The organism is Nocardia sp. NPDC047038, from assembly GCF_040644075.1.
In the GTDB taxonomy this organism is placed as follows: Bacteria; Actinomycetota; Actinomycetes; order Mycobacteriales; family Mycobacteriaceae; genus Nocardia; species Nocardia sichangensis.
The window spans coordinates 434,984-454,026 of sequence record NZ_JBEYVQ010000003.1 but is presented as its reverse complement, the minus strand read 5'-3'; the positions used below and the strand labels follow the sequence as shown (position 1 = coordinate 454,026).

Below are 19,043 nucleotides of genomic sequence, written 5' to 3'. Positions count from 1 at the left end.
GATTTCCTTCTTCCTGGTCAGATCAGGTTGGGGGGTCTAAGGGCGGTCGGTGTCGGCCAGCGCCGCGGTGAGGACGTGGCCGATCCGTGCCAGCGCGGATTCGGAGGTCATCCGCCAGTGCGAGGCGTGCACCGCGTGGTTGTGCACGGTGCCGTCCACGGCGTCCGCCCAGCTCGCGGCGCCCGCGGCACCGGTCGGATCGTCCAGCGCGGCGGTGAAGTACACGAGGTTGCCCTTGTAGGGGCGGGGGCGGTAGCGCCGGATCAACTCCAGTGACCCCGCGCCCGCGCCGAGCACACGGTCGAGGCGGTCGGCGCCGAACGAGGCGAACGGCTCGGGCAGGTCCGCGAGCAGGCGCGCGAGCCGAGGCGGGTCGAGTTCGGCGTCCTCGTCGTCGGCCGCTTCGCCGAGCAACCCGCCGAGCAGATCGGCGACCGGCAGCGCGATGGCCGCGTGCGCGGCGACCCGCAGCGAGCTGTCCATCATGGCCAGTACCGCGACCCGCTGGCCCTGCTCCTGGAGCCGCACCGCGACCGCGTGCGCGAGTACGCCGCCGAGCGACCAGCCGAGCAGGTGATACGGGCCCTCGGGCTGCACGGCGCGGATCTCGCGCACGTAGCGGCTCGCCCAGTCGTCGATGGACTCCGGCATGGCCTCCGAGTTGAGCACCGGCGACTGGATGCCGTACACGTCGCGCTCCGGGTCCAAGTGCGCCGCGAGGCCCGCGAACGACCACGCGACGCCGCCGGCCGGGTGGAGGCAGAACAGCGGCTCCCGCGCGCCGCCGGTGCGCAGCGGAAGCACGACGTCGAACGCGGCGGTCGCGTCCACCCGGCCGCGACCGGACCGGTGCTGCTCCAGCTGGGCGATCAGGCGGGCCGGTGTCGGCGCGGCGAACAGCCACAACACGGGAATCTGTTCGCCGAGCGCCGCGCTCAGCCGGACGGCCAGGCGGGTGGCCAGCAGCGAGTTGCCGCCGCGCTCGAAGAAATTGTCGTCCAAGCCGACCCGCTCGACGGCGAGTATCTCGGCGAAATCCGCGCACACGGCATGCTCCAAGTCGGTGCCGGGGGCGCGGAATTCCCGGGCCTGTGTCTCGGGTCGGGGCAAGGCGGAGCGGTCGACCTTGCCGTTCGCGGTGAGCGGCAACGTCGCCAACCGCCGCAGCACGGCGGGCACCATGTAGCTCGGCAGGATCTCGGCCAGCGCGGCGCGCAACGCGGCCGGGTCGAGCCGCTCCGCGGCGGTGAAATAGCCCGCCAGCACGGCGTTCGCGCCGTCGGTGTCGTAGGCGACGACAATCGCCTCGCCGATCTCGGGCCGCGAGCGCAGGGCATGCTCGATCTCGGCGAGTTCGATGCGGTAGCCGCGGATCTTCACCTGGAAGTCGCGCCGCTCGACGTACTCGAGGTGGCCCCCCGCGGACCAGCGCACCATGTCGCCGGTGCGGTACAGGCGAGTGCCCGCGGGTCCGAACGGGTCGGCCACGAACCGCTCCGCGGTGAGCTCGGCGCTGCCGTGATAGCCGCGGGCCAATTGCGCGCCACCGAGATACAGCTCGCCGGTCACCCCGGCGGGCACCGGGTGCAGACGGTCGTCGAGCACGTAGACCCGGTTGCCGGATTCGGGTGTGCCGATGGGCACCAGCGCTTGCCGGTCGCCCGCGGCGGTGCGGAAGCGGGTCACCGACACCGCGGCTTCGGTGGGTCCGTAGAGGTTGTCGATCCTGGCCGCGGTGAGCGCCTGGACCCGCCGCACCGTCGCGGCGGGCAACGCCTCGCCGATGACCAGCAGTCGGCGCAGCGAACGTGGCAGGCGGCGCTCGCCGGACGCTTCGGCCAGCATCGCCAGCAGCGACGGCACCAGCGTCAGCGTCGTCACCGAGGCACGGCGCACCAGGTCGAGCAGCCCCGACGGATCGCGCTGCGCGCCCCGAGGTGCGAGCACGAGCCGCGCCCCGGCCCGCGGCGCCCACCAGTACTCCCACACCGACAGGTCGAACGCGGCCGAGGTCAGCACCAGCACCGCGTCGTCTTGGCCGAGCGCGTATTCCGACTGCATCCAATCCAGCTGGTGCGCGACGGCGGCGTGCGGCATCGCCACGCCCTTCGGCGCGCCGGTGGAACCGGAGGTGAAGATGACATACGCGGTGTTCGTGGGCGACAGCGCGGCGATCCGTTCGTCGTCGCGCACCGGACCGTCGGCCACCGTGTCGTCGACGGTGGAGATATCCAGCACCACGCTGTGTTCCGACGCCGTCGCGGGCAGCATCGGCTCCCGCGCCGAAGTGAGCACCAGCCGCGGCGCTGCGGCGGCCAGTACGCTCGCGGTGCGTTCCAGTGGATGCGCCGGGTCGAGCGGCACGTAGGCGCCACCGGCCGTCACCACCGCGTACATCGCGACGAGCAGGTCGACGCTGCGCGGAATAGCCAGCGCCACCAGCTTTTCCGGGCCGATGCCGCGCGCGATGAGCACCCGGGCCAGGCGATTGACCCGCGCGCCGAACTCCTGGTACGTGACCGTCGTGGCGTCGTCGACGATCGCGATGGCCTGCGGCGTCCTGGCCACCCTCGCCTCGAACGCGGCGGCCAGCGTGGCAGGCGCGAAGGCGCGCCCGGACTGGTTCCAGGTGACCAGCACGCGCTCGGTCTCCGCCGGGTCCAGCAGCGCGAGATCCCCGACCGGCAGTCGCGGGTCCGCGCACACCGCGCCCAGCAGCCGTTGCAGGCGAGTGGCGAAACCGGCCACCGTCGACTCGTCGAACAGGGCGGTGGCGTAGGTGATCGAAGCCGCCATGCCAGCCGGGGTTCCGTCGGGGCCGTAGCGATCGGTGACGATCAAATGCAGGTCGAACTGGGCGACTTCGGATTCGAAATCGGCGGCGGTGGCGGTCAATCCGTCCAGCGAGAAATCGGCCTCCGCCTGGTTGTGGAAGGAGAAGCCGACCTGGAACAGCGGGTGACGGGCGGTGGAGCGCTCCGGGTTGAGCACCTCGACCAGACGCTCGAACGGCACGTCGGCGTGCGCGAAGGCCGCGACGTCGGCGGCGCGCACGCGCGCGAGCAGGTCGGTGAAGCCCTCGCCCGCGTCCACCCTGGCGCGCAGCACCAGCGTGTTGACGAACATGCCGACGACGTCGTCGAGTTCGGCGGCGCCGCGCCCGGCCACCGGGGTGCCCACCGCGATGTCCGAGGTGCCCGACAGGCGGGCGAGCAGCACCGTGAACGCCGTGTGCAACACCATGAACAGCGTGGCGCCGCAGGACCGGCCGAGATCGGCCAGCCGCGCGTGCATATCCGGGGTGATCGCGAAATCGACGTGCCTGCCGCGCGTGGAGACGACGGCGGGACGCGGGCGATCGGTGGGCAGGCTCAGCTGCGCGGGCAGCTCGGCCAGCGTCTCGGTCCAGAATCGGATCTGCCGCGCCAGCAGCGAGGCGGGATCGTCCTCCGCGCCGAGTAGTTCACGCTGCCACACGCTGAAATCGGTGTACTGCACGGGAAGCGGTGGCCGGTCCGGTGCGACGCCGCGTTTGCGTGCTGCGTAGGCGGACATGACGTCGCGCGCCAGCGGCGCCAGCGACGAGCCGTCCGCGGCGACGTGGTGCACCACCACGACGAGCACGTGTTGGGTCCCCGCCGCGTCGCCGTCGACCGGCGCGAACAACCGGGCGCGGACCGGGACGGTCTCGGCGACGTCGAAGCCGCCGCCGACGAAATCGGCCACCGCCGCGGCCAGGTCGTCGGCCGGGACGGCGATGGGCGCGAGCACCGGGGTGGTGTCCGCGACGGGCAATACGACCTGCACCGGTCCGGACGCGTGCAGCGGGTAGACGGTGCGCAGCACGTCGTGGCGAGCCACCACGTCCCCGATCGCGGCGTTCAACGCCGCCACGTCCAGCGCGCCGGTCAGGCGCACCGCCAGCGGGATGTTGTAGGCGGTGGACTGCCGATCGAGGCGGTTGAGGAACCACATGCGCTGCTGCGCGAGCGAGAGCGGCACGGGACCGGTCACCGCGCGCCGGGTGAGCGCGGGACGCGCGGACCCACCTGAGGCGTCGTCCAGCGCGCGGGCCAGCGCGGCGACGGTCGAGTGCTCGAACACCGCGCGGACGCCGACGGCGACCGAGAGCCGGTCACCGAGCCGCGCGGCCAGCTGGGTCGCGGTCAGCGAATTGCCGCCTCGGGCGAAGAAATCGTCGTCCAGGCCCACGCCGCCGTCGAGTCCGAGCACCTCCGCGACCGTGTGCGCCACCGCCCGCTCGGTCTCGGTACGCGGCGCACGGAACGGAGCAGCGCGAAACTCGGGCTGCGGCAATGCTCTACGGTCCAGCTTTCCGACCGGGGTCAGGGGCAGCTCGTCGAGCGCCAGCACGCAGCTCGGCACCATGTACGCGGCGAGCGAGCGCGCGGCATGAGCCAGCAGGTCGGCGGCGTCGATCGTGTGGCCCGCGGCCGCGACCACATAGGCGACCAGCGATACCGCACCCGAGGCATCGGTGTGGCCGACGGTGACGGCCGTGCGCACCGTCTCGTGCGCCGCGAGCACGGCGTCGATCTCACCGAGTTCGATGCGCAGGCCGCGCACCTTCACCTGGTGGTCGGAACGCCCGACATAGCGCAGTGCGCCGGATCCGGTCCAGCGCACCAGGTCACCGGTCCGGTACAGCCGTCCACCCGCGGGACCGTAAGGGTCGGCGACGAACCGCGCGGCCGAAAGCCCTGGTCGCGCATGGTATCCCCGGGCCAGGCCTGGACCGCGCAGGTACAGCTCGCCGGTGACGCCGACCGGCACGGGCCGCAACCTGCCGTCCAGCACCACCGCCGACATGCCGTGGATCGGCGTGCCCAGGTCGAGCGGGTCGCCGGGCCGCAGCGCGGCGCTGATCGTCGCGATGACGGTGGTCTCGGTCGGGCCGTAGGTGTTGTAGAACGACCGGCCGGGGGCCCAGCGGCGCACCGTGTCCGGGCCGTAGGACTCGCCGCCGACGGTGAGTTGCCGTAAACAGTCCAGCTCGGCCGGGTCGAGCGTGGGCAGGACGGCCGGGGTGAGGAACGCGTGCGTCACCCGCTGGTCACGGATGAGCGCGGTGAGTTCCGCGCCGCCGTAGACGCCAGGGGGCGCGATCACCAACGCCGCGCCCGCGGACAGAGCCAGCAGCAGTTCCAGCATGGACGCGTCGAAGCTGGGCGAGGCCACGTGCAGCACGCGCGCGTCCGCGGTGACCAAGTGCCGGTCCCGCTGGGCGAGGGCCACTCCGGCGAGGCCACCGTGCGTGGCGACCACGCCCTTGGGCGTCCCGGTCGAGCCGGAGGTGTAGATCATCCAGGCCGGGTTCGCGCACCGCACGGGACGGACGAGTTCGGCGGGGTCGATCGGCGCGGTGCTGTTGCGGCGCATCCGCGCGGCCGTGGACGGGGCGTCCAGCACCAGCCAGTCGACGTCACCGGGCAGCGCCGCGCGGCAGGTGGCGATCGTCAGGCCCAGCGCCGCACCGGAATCGGTCAGCATGTGCGCGATCCGCTCGGCCGGATAGGTCGGGTCGACCGGAACGAACGCGGCGCCGGTCTTGGCCACCGCCCACACCGCGAGCACGGAGGTGATCGAGCGCGGCGCCGCGACGGCCACCACGTCCTCCGCGCCGAGACCGTGGCCGATGAGCATGCGCGCCAGCCGCGACGACTGCTCGTCCAGCATCCGGTAGGTCAGCTGCCGTTCGCCGCCGACCAGTGCGACCGCGCCGGGGTCGAACGCGACGGCGGCGGCCATCAGTTCGGCCAGCGTGCGCGGCGGCACCGGCGCGTCGCCCCGGCGGCCGAGCAGGTCGGCGCGTTCGGCGGGGGCGAGTAGATCGGCGGCGGCGATCGGCGCGTCCGGTCGCGAGATGAGCGTGCCGAGCAGCCTGCCGAAGCGGCGCAGCAGAGCGCGCGCGGTGGCGGCGTCGAAGAGGTCTGTGGCGTAGTCCAGTTCGACGGCGAGGTGGCCGTCGGCGTCGGGCTCGGCGGCGACGGTGAATTGCAGGTCGAAACGCGCCACCTGTTCGTCGAACGCGACGGCGGTGAGTTCGAGACCGGGCACGGTGAAGGCGTCGGCGGCGGCGTTCAGGTAGCTCAGCGCCACGGTGAACAGCGGATGCCGATCCTGGGAACGCTCGACGCCGAGTTCGTCGACCACCCGATCGAACGGCACGCTCGCGTGCTCGAACGCCGTGAGATCGACGGCCCTGATCCGGGCGAGCAGGTCGGTGAAGGACTCGTCGGCGTGCACTTCGGCGCGCAGCACCACGGTGTTGACGAACATGCCGACCAGGTCGTCCATGGCCGCCGCGCCGCGTCCGGCCACCGGGGTGCCGATCGGGACGTCGCCGGAACCCGACAACCGGGACAGCAGGACGGCGAGAGCGGCGTGCACCACCATGAACGGCGTCGCGTCGTGGCGCAGCGCCAGTTCACGGACCCGCGCCGCGATCCCGTCGCCGATCCTGGCCCGCACGCTCGCGCCGCGCTTGCTCGCGACGGCGGGACGCGAACGGTCGGCGGGCAGCTCCAGCTCGCCCGGCAGATCGCGCAGCGTCTCGGCCCAATACGAGAGCTGTTGCGCGGCAGTGGTTTCCAGCTGGGCGTCCTGCCACAGGGAGTAGTCGGCGTACTGGGCGGCGAGCGCGGGCCAGACCGGTTCGGCGCCGAGGACGCGGGAGAGATAGGCCGTCAGCAGATCGCGCAGCAACGGGCTCATCGAATAACCGTCGGCCGCGATGTGGTGCACCACCGCGACCAGCACGTGGCTGGTGGCGTGCTCCCGCAGCAGCGCCGCGCGCACCGGAACGGCGGCGGTGACGTCGAAACCGGCGTCGAGGAACTCGGCGATCCGGTCGTCGGCGGCGCGACCGTCCAGCGCTTCGACCGTCAAGCGCACCGCAGCGCCGTCCGCGGGCAGGATCACCTGATGACCCGCGCCGGTCGCGTCGGCCGGATACACCGTGCGCAAGGTCTCGTGCCTGGCCACGACGTCGGCGAACGCGGCGATCATGGCGTCGGTGTTCAGCTCGCCCTCGATGCGCAGCGCGACCGGGATGTTGTGCGCGGCGGACGCCGGATCGAGCCGGTTGAGGAACCACATGCCACGCTGGACCGGCGCGAGCGGAATCCGTTCCGGTCGCGGTCCGGCGACCAAGGGCACCACCTGTTCGGTCGCGGCGGCCTCCGCGGTGAGCAGCGCGGCCAGCGCGCCTACCGTCGGCGCTTCGAACAGCAGCCGCACCGGGACGCGGCGACCGAGCCGGTCGGCCAGCCGGGCCGCGACCCGGGTGGCGCTGAGCGAGTTGCCGCCGAGGGCGAAGAAGTGGTCGTCGACGCCGATCGGCCCAGCGCCCAGCGCCGTTTCGAAGGCCTCGACCACTACGCGCTCGGCCAGGGTGACGGGGGCGAGATAGGCGGCGCGGTCGAAAACCGGATCCGGCAACGCTTTCCGGTCCAGTTTGCCGGAGGCGTTGAGCGGGAAGGCGTCGAGCGTGACCAGAGCCGAGGGGAGCATGTACGACGGCAGCGTGCGCGCGGCGGCGCGCAGCACCTCGGCATCCGCAGGCACCGTGCCCGGCTCGGTGGTGATGTAACCGACCAGGTGATCGTCGCCGGTGACGGTGGTGACCACCCGGGCCGCCGCCTGCGCCACCCCGGGGGCGGCCGCGAGCGCGGCCTCGATCTCGCCGAGCTCGACGCGCTGGCCGCGGAACTTCACCTGGAAGTCGGTGCGGCCCAGGTACACCAATTCGGCGGTGTTCCCTCGGGTCTCCCAGCGCACCAGGTCGCCGGTGCGGTACATCCGCAGCCCCGGCGCGCCGAACGGATCGGCCACGAACCGGTCCGCGGTGAGGTCCGGCCTGCCGTGATAGCCGCGCGCGAGCTGGACGCCCGCGAGATACAGTTCGCCCGCGACGCCGGGCAGCGTCGGGCGCAGCCGCGAATCCAGCACGTAGACCCGGCTGTTCCATTCCGGATTGCCGATCGGCAGCGCGGTGCGGTCGCTCTCGCCCGTCACATCGCGGTGGGTGATGCTCACCGCCGCTTCGGTGGGGCCGTACAAGTTGTGCACCCGTGCGGCGCTCACCGCGCCGAATGCCCGCACGGTCTCGGCGGGCAGCGCCTCGCCGATCACGAACACCGTGTGCAGCGACGCGAGTGCGGCGCCGCGCCCTGCGGCGGCGACGTGCCCGGCGAAGACGCTCAGCATCGACGGCACGAAATCGGTGACGGTGACTTGCCTTTCGGCGATCACGCCGGTGAGATAGGCCGGGTCGCGATGGCCGTCCGGAGCCGCAAGCACGAGGGTGGCGCCGACCCGCAGCGGCAGGAAGTAGCCCCACAGCGACACGTCGAACGTGGTCGCCGTCTTCTGCAGGTAGACGTCCTCGGCGGTGAGACCGTACCGCGACTGCATCCAGGTCATCTGGTTGACGATCGCGGCGTGCGACACGCTGACGCCCTTGGGTTTCCCGGTGGAGCCGCTGGTGAAGATCACGTACGCCGGGCTGCCCGGGTGGATCGGCGCGCGACGTTCGTCGGCCGCGATCGGGTCGTCGGCGTAACCGTCCAGCGCGACGGCGTCGACCAGGACGGTGGCGACGGAATCGCCGACGTCGATCCGGTCGGCCGCCGTAGTGAGCACGGCCACGGGCGCGGCGGTGTCGAGGATGTGGGCGATGCGCCGCGCGGGGTGGTCCGGGTCGATCGGCACATACGCCCCGCCCGCCTTGAGCACCGCGTACATCGCGACCACCAGCTCCGGTGAGCGCCGGATCGCCAGCGCCACCAGCGCTTCCGGGCCGACGCCCGCCGCGATCAGGTGGCGGGCCAGCCGGTTGGCGCGCCGGTCCAGCTCGCCGTAGGCCACGGTGACGGGAGGCATCGCGCTGTCGGGCACGAACACCAGCGCGGGGTCGTCGGGCGTCGCGGCGGCCTGCGCCTCGAATTCGTCGAGCAGCAGTTCGTCGGCCAGGGCGGTGTGCGTGGAGTCGTTCCACTCGGTGACCACGCGGCGCAATTCGCCCGCGCCGAACAGGTCGATGTCGCCGACCACCTGTTCCGGGTCGGCGGTCACCGCGGCGAGCAGACGGGTGAAGCGCAAGCCGAACGTCGCCACGGTGTCGGCGTCGAACAGGTCGGTGGCGTAGGTGAAGCGCAGCGCGTCACCCGTGACGGTGAGCTGGAGGTCGAACGGCGTTGTCTCGTAGTCGAAGTCGTGCTCCGCCACGGCGACGCCTGCCATGTCCAGGGTGACCGGCCCGAGGTTCTGGAAGAACAGCGCGATCTGGAACAGCGGGTGCCTGGCCTGCGAACGCGGCGGGTCGAGCAGCTCGACCAGGCGCTCGAACGGCACGTCGGCATGGGCGAAGGCGTCCAGGTCGCGCTCGCGCACCCGGCGCAGCACGGCGGCGAAGGTGTCCGAGCCGGGAACCTGCGCGCGCAGCACCAGGGTATTGACGAACATGCCGACCAACTCGTCCAGCGCCGCGTCACCGCGGCCCGCGACGGGCGCGCCGATCGCGATGTCCTCCGTGCCGGACAGCCTGGCCAGCAGGGTGGCCAGCGCGGCGTGCACGACCATGAACGGTGTGGCCTCGTAGCGCGCGGCCGCCTCGGCGATGCCCGCGCCTATCTCCTGCGGGAGAGCGACGGTCGTGCTCGCCGCCATGTGCGAGGCGACGGCGGGGCGCGGCCGGTCGGCGGGCAGGTCGAGCTGGGCGGGCAGAGCCCGCAGCGTCTCGCGCCAGTACGCGAGCTGGCGTGCGGCCACCGAGTCCGGGTCGTCCTCGGCGCCGAGCACCTCGCGCTGCCAGAGCGCGTAGTCGGCGTATTGCAGGTCGAGTTCGGTCCAGACCGGGGCGGTGCGCGTCGCGCGAGCCGCGTAGGCGGCGGCGAGATCGCGGGCCAGCGGGCCCATCGAGAAGCCGTCGGCCGCGATGTGGTGCACCACCAGCGCCAGCAGGTGGTCGCGATCGGACCGGGTCACCAGGCCGACGCGCAGCGGCACTTCGGCGGTCAGGTCGAACGGGGCGGCGACGAACTCCCGCAGCGCGCCCGTCGCTTCCAGCATTCGGATGACGGGTACCTGATCGACGTCGAGGATGCGCTGGTACCCGACGCCCTCGTGGTCGGGGTACACGGTGCGCAGCGTTTCGTGCCTGCCGACCACGTCAGCGACGGCGGCGGCGAGGGTGTCCGGGTCCAGGTAGCCGGTGAGGCGGACCACCACCGCGATGTTGTGCACGGTTTCGGCGGGATCGAAGCGGTTGAGGAACCACATCCGCTGCTGCGCGGGCGAGAGCGGGATGCGCTCCGGGCGCGGCCGGGGCGCGAGCGCCGGTTTGGCGCCCGTCCCCGCGAGCCGTTCGGCCCGCGCGGCCAGCGCGGTCACGGTCGGCGCCTCGAACAGCAGGCGCACCGGGATCTCGGCGTCCAGTTCGGCGCCCAGCCGGGCGGCGACCTGGGTCGCGAGCAGCGAGTTTCCGCCGAGGGCGAAGAAATCGTCGTCCGCCCCCACGCGCTCGACGCCGAGCAGAGCCGCGACGATCCCCGCGACGGTCGCCTCGGTCCGAGTGGCCGGAGCTCGGTACCCCACGGTCGCGAACTGCGGCGCGGGCAGCGCGGCGCGGTCCAGCTTGCCGGAGGCGTTGACCGGGAACCGCTCGAGCAGGACGAACGAGGTGGGCACCATATACGCGGGCAGTTCGGCGCTCAGTGCGGCCCGCACGTCCTCGATGTCGATCGGGTGGCGGCCCGAGGCAACCAGGTAGGCGACCAGCTGATCGCCCAACCGCTCGTCCGAACGGACCAGCACCACCGCCTGGGCAACCGCGTCCAGCGCCGACAGCGCCGACTCGATCTCGCCCGGCTCGATGCGCAGACCGCGCAGCTTCACCTGGAAGTCCGTGCGACCGAGATACTCCAGCTCACCCTTGCCGGTCCAGGAGACGAGGTCGCCGGTGCGGTACATCCGCGCCCCGGCGGGTCCGTACGGGTTGGCCACGAACCGGTCGGCGGTCAACTCCGGGCGCGCCACGTAACCCTGGGCCAGCTGTGCACCGGCGAGGTACAGCTCTCCCGGAACGCCGACCGGGACCGGCCGCATCCGGGCGTCCAGCACCAGCAGGCGGGTGTTGGCCACCGGTCTGCCGATCGGCACGGACACCAGGTCCTGATCGGTCACCTCGTGATAGGTGACGTCGACGGCGGCCTCGGTAGGGCCGTACAGGTTGTGCACCCGCGCTCCGATCACCTCTCGCGCCCGCTGCGCGGCAACCGCGGGCAATGCCTCGCCCGATGCGAAGACGTTGCGCAGCGTAATGCACTTTTCTGTGCGCGGATCCGCCAGGAAAACCGCCAGCATGGCGGGTACGAAGTGCACCGTCGTGACGCGTTGCTCGACGATCAGGCGGGCCAGATAGGCGGGGTCGCGATGCCCATCTGGACGTGCGACCACCAGGCGAGCGCCGAAAGCCAAGGGCCAGAAAAATTCCCAGACCGAGACGTCGAAGGTGGCGGGGGTCTTCTGCAGCACCACATCGTCCGTGACCAGCGGATAGGCCGACTGCATCCAGGTGAGGCGATTCACGATCGCCGCGTGGGTGACGGCCACGCCCTTCGGGCGACCGGTCGATCCTGAGGTGAAGATCACATACGCGGTGTGGCCAGGGGCGGGCGCACCGAGCCGGTCTCCGGCGGTGAGCGGATCGGCGGAGTATCGGGTCAGGTCGAGCCGGTCGACGCGGACCTGCCGCGCCGCGCCCGCGTCCAGGTCGAGGCCCGAGGTGAGCACGCACACCGGCCGGGCGGTCGACAGCACGTACTCCAGCCGCTCGGCCGGATGGTCGGGGTCGAGCGGGACGTACGCGCCGCCCGCGAGGGTGACCGCGTAGATGCCGACCACCAGATCCAGCGACCGTCGCATGCCGAGCGCGACCGGCGCGTCCGGGCCGACGCCCTGACCGACCAGCCAGCGCGCCAGCCGCCGCGCCAGCGCGGCGAACTCGGCGTAGGACAGGGTGCGCCCATCGACCGTGACCGCAGGCGCGTCCGGGGTCCTCGCGACCTGCGCCTCGAACAACGAGATCAGCGTGGCGGCCGGGTCGACGGGGACGGCGGTGTCGTTCCAGCGGTCGAGCACCAGTGCCCGTTCCGCGTCGTCCAGGATTTCGAGGTCGCCGACCCGCACCGAGGGATCGGCCACCGCGGCCCGCAGCACGCGCGTGAAGCGCGCCCCGAACGTCTCGACGGTGGCTCGGTCGAACAGGTCCGTGGCATACCGCAGCACGCCGCGCAGCGCGTAACCGGTCGCGACGCGGTGTTCGGTCAGTTCCACCGCCAGGTCGAACTGCGCGACGCGGTTGTCCAGCGGATAGGCCGTCACCGTCAGGCCGGGCAGGCGCAGCACGGTGTCGTCGCGCTGTTCGAAGGCGAGCAGTGTCTGCACCAGCGGCGAATGAGACTGCGAGCGAATCGGGTTCAGCTCCTCGACCAAGCGCTCGAACGGCAGGTCGGCGTGGGCGAAGGCCCGCACGTCGACCTCCCGGACGCGGCCGAGAAATGCGGCGAACGACGCGTCCGGCGTGATCGGCGTGCGCAGCACGAGGGTGTTGACGAACATGCCGACCAAGTCGTCCAGCGCTTGTTCGCCCCGTCCCGCGACGGGGGTGCCGATGGCGACGTCGCCGACTCCGGCGAGCCGGGCGAGCAGCGCGGCGTAGGCGGCGTGCAACACCATGAACATCGAGACGCCGTGCCGCCGGGCGAGTTCCGCGATCGAGCCGGTGAGGTCGGCGGGAATCGCGAACTCGACGGTGGCGCCGCGACCCGAGGCCACCGCCGGGCGAGGACGGTCGGCGGGCATTTCCAGCGCCGGGGCGAGTCCGTCGAGTTCCGAGCGCCAGTAGGCGATCTGGTTCGACAGCGGCGAGTCCGGATCATCCGCGGAGCCGAGGGCCTCGCGCTGCCAGAGGGTGAAGTCCGCGTACTGCACGGGCAGCGGCGGCCACGACGGCCGCTCCCCCGCGACGCGCGCGGTATAGGCCGTCATGAGGTCGCGGGCCAGCGGTGCGGTGGAGACGCCGTCGGCGGCGATGTGATGGACCACCACGGCCAGCACATGTTCTTCGGGCGCGACGCGGAACAGGCCCGCCCGCACCGGGATACGACTGCGCAGGTCGAAGCTCTCGCCGATCGACGCGAGCACCGCGTCCCGCAGGTTCGGCTCGGTCACCTCGATCGGATGCAGTGGCAGTTCGGGCACATCCGCGCCGGTGCGGACGACTTGGGCGGGGCCGTCCGCGTCGGCGGGGAAGACGGTGCGCAGCGATTCGTGCCGATCGATCACATCGCGCACGGCCGCGCGCAATGCCGCGAGGTCCAACGCGCCGGTGAGCCGGATGGTGATCGGGATGTGATAGACCGCCGAATCCGGAACGAGCCGGTGCAGCAGCCACATCCGGGTCTGCGCCAGGGACAACGGGATCCGCTCCGGCCGTTCGCGGGGAACGAGCGCGGGCCGGGTGACGTCCGGCCGTTCCGATCCCGCCACTCGCAGCGCGAGTCCGGCCACGGTCGGCGCTTCGAACACCTCCCGCACCGTCAGCGCGCACCCGAAGGCCGCGTTGACCCGGGCGACCAGCCGCATGGCCAGCAGCGAGTTGCCGCCGCGGGCGAAGAAGTCGTCGTCCGCGCCGATCCGCTCCGCGCCGGTCAGGTCGGCGACCAGGGTGGCGAGCACCGCCTCGGTCCCCTCCCGCGGTGCGCGGAAGTCTTCCGTGGCGCCGGTGAGCTCGACGGCGGGCAGCGCCGACCGATCGAGCTTGCCGACAGTGGTCAGTGGCATCTGGTCGAGCACGACGATGTGGGCGGGCACCATGTACGCGGGCAGTTGTGCCCGCGCCTCGTCGAGCACCGCATCGGGCGTCGGGTCGGCTCCGGTGACGTAACCGACCAGGCATTCCTGTCCCGCGTTGTCGCGAGCCACGAGCACCGCCGCGTTGGTCACGCCGGTCGCGGCGGCGAGGACGGACTCGATCTCGCCCAGCTCGATCCGCTGGCCGCGCAGCTTGACCTGCAAATCGTTGCGGCCCAGATACACCAGATCGCCGTCGCGGTTCCAGCGCACCAGGTCGCCGGTCCGGTACATCATGCGGCCGGGCACGCCGAACGGATCGGCGACGAACCGCTCGGCGGTCAGTCCGGGGCGGGCGTGATAGCCGCGCGCCAGCTGGTCGCCCGCGAGATACAGCTCGCCCGTGACGCCGATCGGCACCGGGCGCAACCCGTCGTCCAGCACATAGGCCCTGGTGTTCCAGCACGGACGGCCGATGGCGACGTCCCGCCCGGATTCGGCGTCGCTGTCGGTGAATTCGTGGTAGATCGCCGAAATCGCCGCCTCGGTCGGGCCGTAGGCGTTGTGCACCGCGCCGTCGAAGCTGCCGCGCAGCGCGGCGAGCAAGTCCGGGGTGAGCGCCTCGCCTCCGCAGTGCAGATGCCGGAACGACCGCAGCGCGTCGCCCATGCCCTCGCCGATCAGCGCGGCCAGCACCGAGGGCACGTACTCCGCGATGGTGATCCGGTGTTCGCGCAGCAGATCCGCGAAGTAGGCCAGGTCCAGGTGCCCGCCGGGCCGGGCGATCACCAGCGGCGCGCCGACGGCGATCGGCAGGAAGCATTCCCACACCGACACGTCGAAGGTCAGCGGGGCCCGTTGCAGGATGCGGTCGGACGCCGTGACCTGGTAACGGAATTCCAGCCAGCGCAGCTGGTTCATGATCGCGCGGTGGGTCACCGCGACGCCCTTCGGCCGCCCCGTGGAGCCGGAGGTGAACAGCACGTAGGCCGTGTTGTCCTGGCGCAGCGCGGTGATCCGCTCGGCGTCGGCCACCGGTCCGTCGGCGAAGTCATCGAGGTCGAGAGCGTCGAGCTCGAGCACGGGGACGCCGTCGAGCGGGCGCAGCGTCACGTCACCGGCGGTCAGCACCAACCGGGGCTCCGCGCTCGCGACGACCTGCGCCAGGCGTTCGGCCGGGTGCGCCGGATCGATCGGCAGATACGCCGCGCCCGCGCGCACGATCGCGTACATCGCCACGAGCATGTCGATCGAGCGCGCCGCGGCCAGGCCGACGATGTCCTCCGGGCCCACACCTGTCCGGATCAGCTTGCGGGCCAGACGGTTCACGCGAGAGGCGAACTCCGCGTAGGTCACCGCTTCGTTCTCACAACGCACGCCGACACGGTCGGGCGTGGCCGCGACGCGGGCGGTGAGCAGGTCGTCCAGCGTCTCGGCGGGCAACGGGTGCGCGGTGGCGTTGCGATCCGACAGCAGCAGGCCGCGTTCGGCCACCGACATCAGCTCGACCGTGCCGACCCTGGTGCGGGCGTCGCGCACCATGGCGCGCAGCACACGGTCGAAGGCGGCGAGGAACCCGGCGGCGGTCGGTTCGTCGAACAGGTCCAGCGCGTAGTGCAGGTGCACGTCGATGCCGTCGGGCGCGCCGTCGGCGGTGTAGCGGTCGGTCAGCGTCCAGTCCAGGTCGAGCTGGATCGGCGCCGCGCCGATCTCCAGCGCCGCGATGGCCAGCCGGTGCAGCCGGAACTCCGGCGCGGTCTGGTTCTGCAAGGTCAGCGCGACCTGGTACAGCGGAGCGTGCGCCTGTGAGCGAACCGGGTTCACCACCTCGACCAACTGCTCGAACGGCACCGCGGCATGATCGAAGGCGGCCAGGTCGGCCGCGCGCACGGACGCCAGCAACTCGGCCAGAGTCGCGTCCGGGCGAACCTCGGTGCGCAGCACCAGCGTGTTGACGAACATGCCGACCAGCTCGTCCAGCGCTTCCTCGCCGCGCCCGGCGACCGGCGCGCCGATCACGACGTCCTGGCCCGCGCCGTAACGGCTCAACAGCACGGCCAGCGCGGTGTGCAGCACCATGAACGGGGTCGCCCGGTGCGCGGCGGCCAGTTCCTGGATCTGTTCGTGCAGGGCGGCGTCCAGCCGTCCGGTCAGCGCGCCGCCCCGGTTGGTGGCGACCGCGGGGCGGGGCCGGTCGGACGGGAGTGTCAGCACCTCCGGCAGCCCGGCCAGCCGGTCGGTCCAGTAGGACAGCTGGCGTGCCAGCACCGAGGCCGGGTCGGCGGCGGAACCCAGCGCGGTGCGCTGCCAGATCGCGAAGTCGGCGTACTGCACCGGCAACGCTCCCGGCGCGGGAGCCGTGTCCGCGCACCGCGCGACGTAAGCGTTGGCCAAATCCCGGGTGAGCGGCGCGAACGACCAACCGTCCGCGGCGATGTGGTGCACGACGAACAGCAGGACGTGCACCTGGTGGCTGCCTGCCGCGGCGTCGTCCTCCACGCGCAGCAGGCGCACGCGCAGCGGGACCTCGGCGGTCACGTCGAACCCGGCTCGCGCGGCGGCGGCGACGAGTTCGGGCACCTGCGGCGCGGGAACCGGCCGTGCGACCAGCTCGACCAGCTTCGTCCCCGCGGGCAGCACCAGCTGCGTCGCACCGCCGTCCTGCTCGGGATAGATCGTGCGCAAGGTTTCGTGCCGGGCGATCACGTCGGCGATCGCCGCCTCCAGAGCGGGCACGTTCAGCGCTCCGGTGAGGCGCAGCGCGAACGGGATGTTGTACGCGCCGCTGGTGGTGTCGAACCGGTTCAGGAACCACATGCGCTGCTGGGCGATCGACAACGGGATCGACCGGCCGCGCTCCTGCGGCGTGAGCGGCGGCAGCGCGACGGGCCCGATCTCGGCCGGAGCGTCGACCGTGATCCGCCGCGCCAGCGCCCGCACCGTGGGCGCGTCGAAGATCGTGCGCACCGCCACTTCCCCGCCGGTGGCTTTGCCAAGCCGCGCGGCGAGCTGGGTGGCACTGAGCGAATTGCCGCCCAGGGCGAAGAAATCGTCCTCGGCGCCGACCTCGTCCACCCCGAGCAGAGCCGAGAACGTCTCGGCGACGAGTTCTTCCGCCGCACCGCTCGGCGCCTCGAACACCATGCCGGCGATCACGGGCGCGGGCAGCGCCGATCGGTCCAGCTTCCCGGACGCGTTCACCGGGAACCGGTCCAGCACCACGAACGCCTGCGGCACCATGTAGCCAGGAAGCCGTTGGGCCACCGCGTCACGCACCGCCGCGATCTCGACCGGTCCGTCCGTCACCAAGTAGGCGACCAGGCGCTCGCCCACGCCGCGATCGTCCCGGACCAGCGCGGCGGCCTGCGTCACGGCGGGCGTCGCGAGCAGCACCGACTCGATCTCGCCGAGTTCGACGCGCAAGCCGCGGATCTTGACCTGGAAGTCGGTGCGGCCGAGGAACTCCAGCTCTCCCGAAGCGTTCCACCGCACCGAGTCGCCGGTGCGGTACATCCGTTCACCGGGCGGGCCGAACGGGTCGGCGACGAACCGGTCGCCGGTGCGGCCGGGGCGGTCCAGATAGCCGCGCGCCAGTTGCACGCCCGCGAGATACAACTCCCCCGGCACACCCGCGGGCACCGGCCGCAGTCGCGCGTCGAGCACATACGTTCTGGTGTTCCAGATCGGTTCGCCCATCGGCACGGTCTCGAAGTCGGTGTCACGCACCTCGTGGAAGGTCACCTCCACCGCGGCCTCCGTGGGGCCGTAGCCGTTGTGCACCCGCGCGCCGGTGAGTTCGCGCATCCGCTGGGCCACGCCGACGGGTAGCGCCTCGCCGGAGCAGAACACCTCACGCAGCGTCGGCACCTCGAACTCGCCCGCGACGAAGACGGCCAGCATGGACGGCACGAAGTGCGCCGCGGTGACGCCCTCGGCGCGGATGAGGCGGGCCAGATACGCCGGGTCGCGATGCCCGTCCGGCCGCGCCAGCACCATGCGCGCGCCGACCTGCAACGGCCAGAAGAACTCCGGCACAGAGACGTCGAAGGTGGCGGGCGTCTTCTGCAACAGCACATCGCCCGGCCCGAGCGCGGCGTACGCGGACTGCATCCAGCACAACCGGTTCACGATGCCGCGGTGGCTCATCGCGACACCCTTCGGCTTGCCCGTGGAGCCCGAGGTGAACAGCACGTAGGCGGTGTTCGCCGGGCGCAGCGGAGCGCGCCGGTCGGCGTCGGTGAGCGGGGTGTCCGGGTAACCGGACAGGTCCAGCCGGTCGATCCGCGTCTCGGGCACGCCGCAGCTCAGGTCCGCGCCTGCGGTCAGTACGCACACCGGCGCGGCGGTGGCCAGGATGTGGGCGGTGCGTTCGGCGGGGTGGTCGGGATCGAGTGGCACGTATCCGCCGCCCGCGACGGTGACCGCGTACATGCCCACCACCAGGTCGAGGGATCGGCGCATACCGAGCGCGACCAGCGTTTCCGGGCCGACGCCCTGTGCTACGAGCCACCGCGCCAGCCGGTTGACCCGCCCGGCGAATTCCGAATAAGTAAGCGTCGCGGAGCGACTCGTTGAGGGGTGGTGGTCGGGTGACGGGTGGGCCAGCGTCGCAGAGCTACCCGCCGAGGGGTGGTCGGGTGACGGGTGGGCCGGCGCCGCAGAGCTACCCGCCGAGGAGTCGTGGCCGGGCAATAGCTGAGGCAGGACAGCGGAGCCACCCGCTGAGAGGTCCTGGTCGGGTGACGGGTGGGCCGGCGCCGCAGAGCCAGTCGCTGAGGAGCTGTGGTCCGGCGACGGGTAGGCCCGCGTCGTCTCCTCGAAGGTGACCGCGGGCGCGTCCGGTGTGCGTTCGACTTGCGCGGCGAACAGGGAGGCGAGCGTGTCGGATTCGGGGAACGGGCGGTCGGTGGCATTCCACACCCGCAACACCCGTGTGCGTTCGGCGTCCGAAAGCAGTTCGATGTCACCGATCCGCGCACCGGCGTCGACCGCGACGGCGGCGAGCATCCGCTGGAAGCGGTCGGCGAACGACTCGACGGTCGCGGCGTCGAACAGATCGGTCGCGTAGCGCAGGGTGCCCGACAGTCCCGCCGAATCCGCGCGCTCCGCCACCACCAGGTGCAGGTCGAATTTCGCTCCGTTGTCGGGGATCTCGACCGGGTGCACCG

1 protein-coding gene (cut by a window edge) is annotated in these 19,043 nt (G+C 72.2%); it reads right to left on the bottom strand.

The window, feature by feature from the left end:
• Positions 1–36: 36 nt before the first annotated feature.
• A protein-coding gene (locus tag ABZ824_RS15450; RefSeq protein ID WP_356963740.1) for a non-ribosomal peptide synthase/polyketide synthase crosses the window boundary here: on the bottom strand, positions 37–19,043 show its 3' portion. Its footprint extends 6,442 nt past the window's final position; only the last 19,007 of its 25,449 coding nucleotides appear in the window; its start codon lies off the right edge, out of view; its stop codon occupies positions 37–39.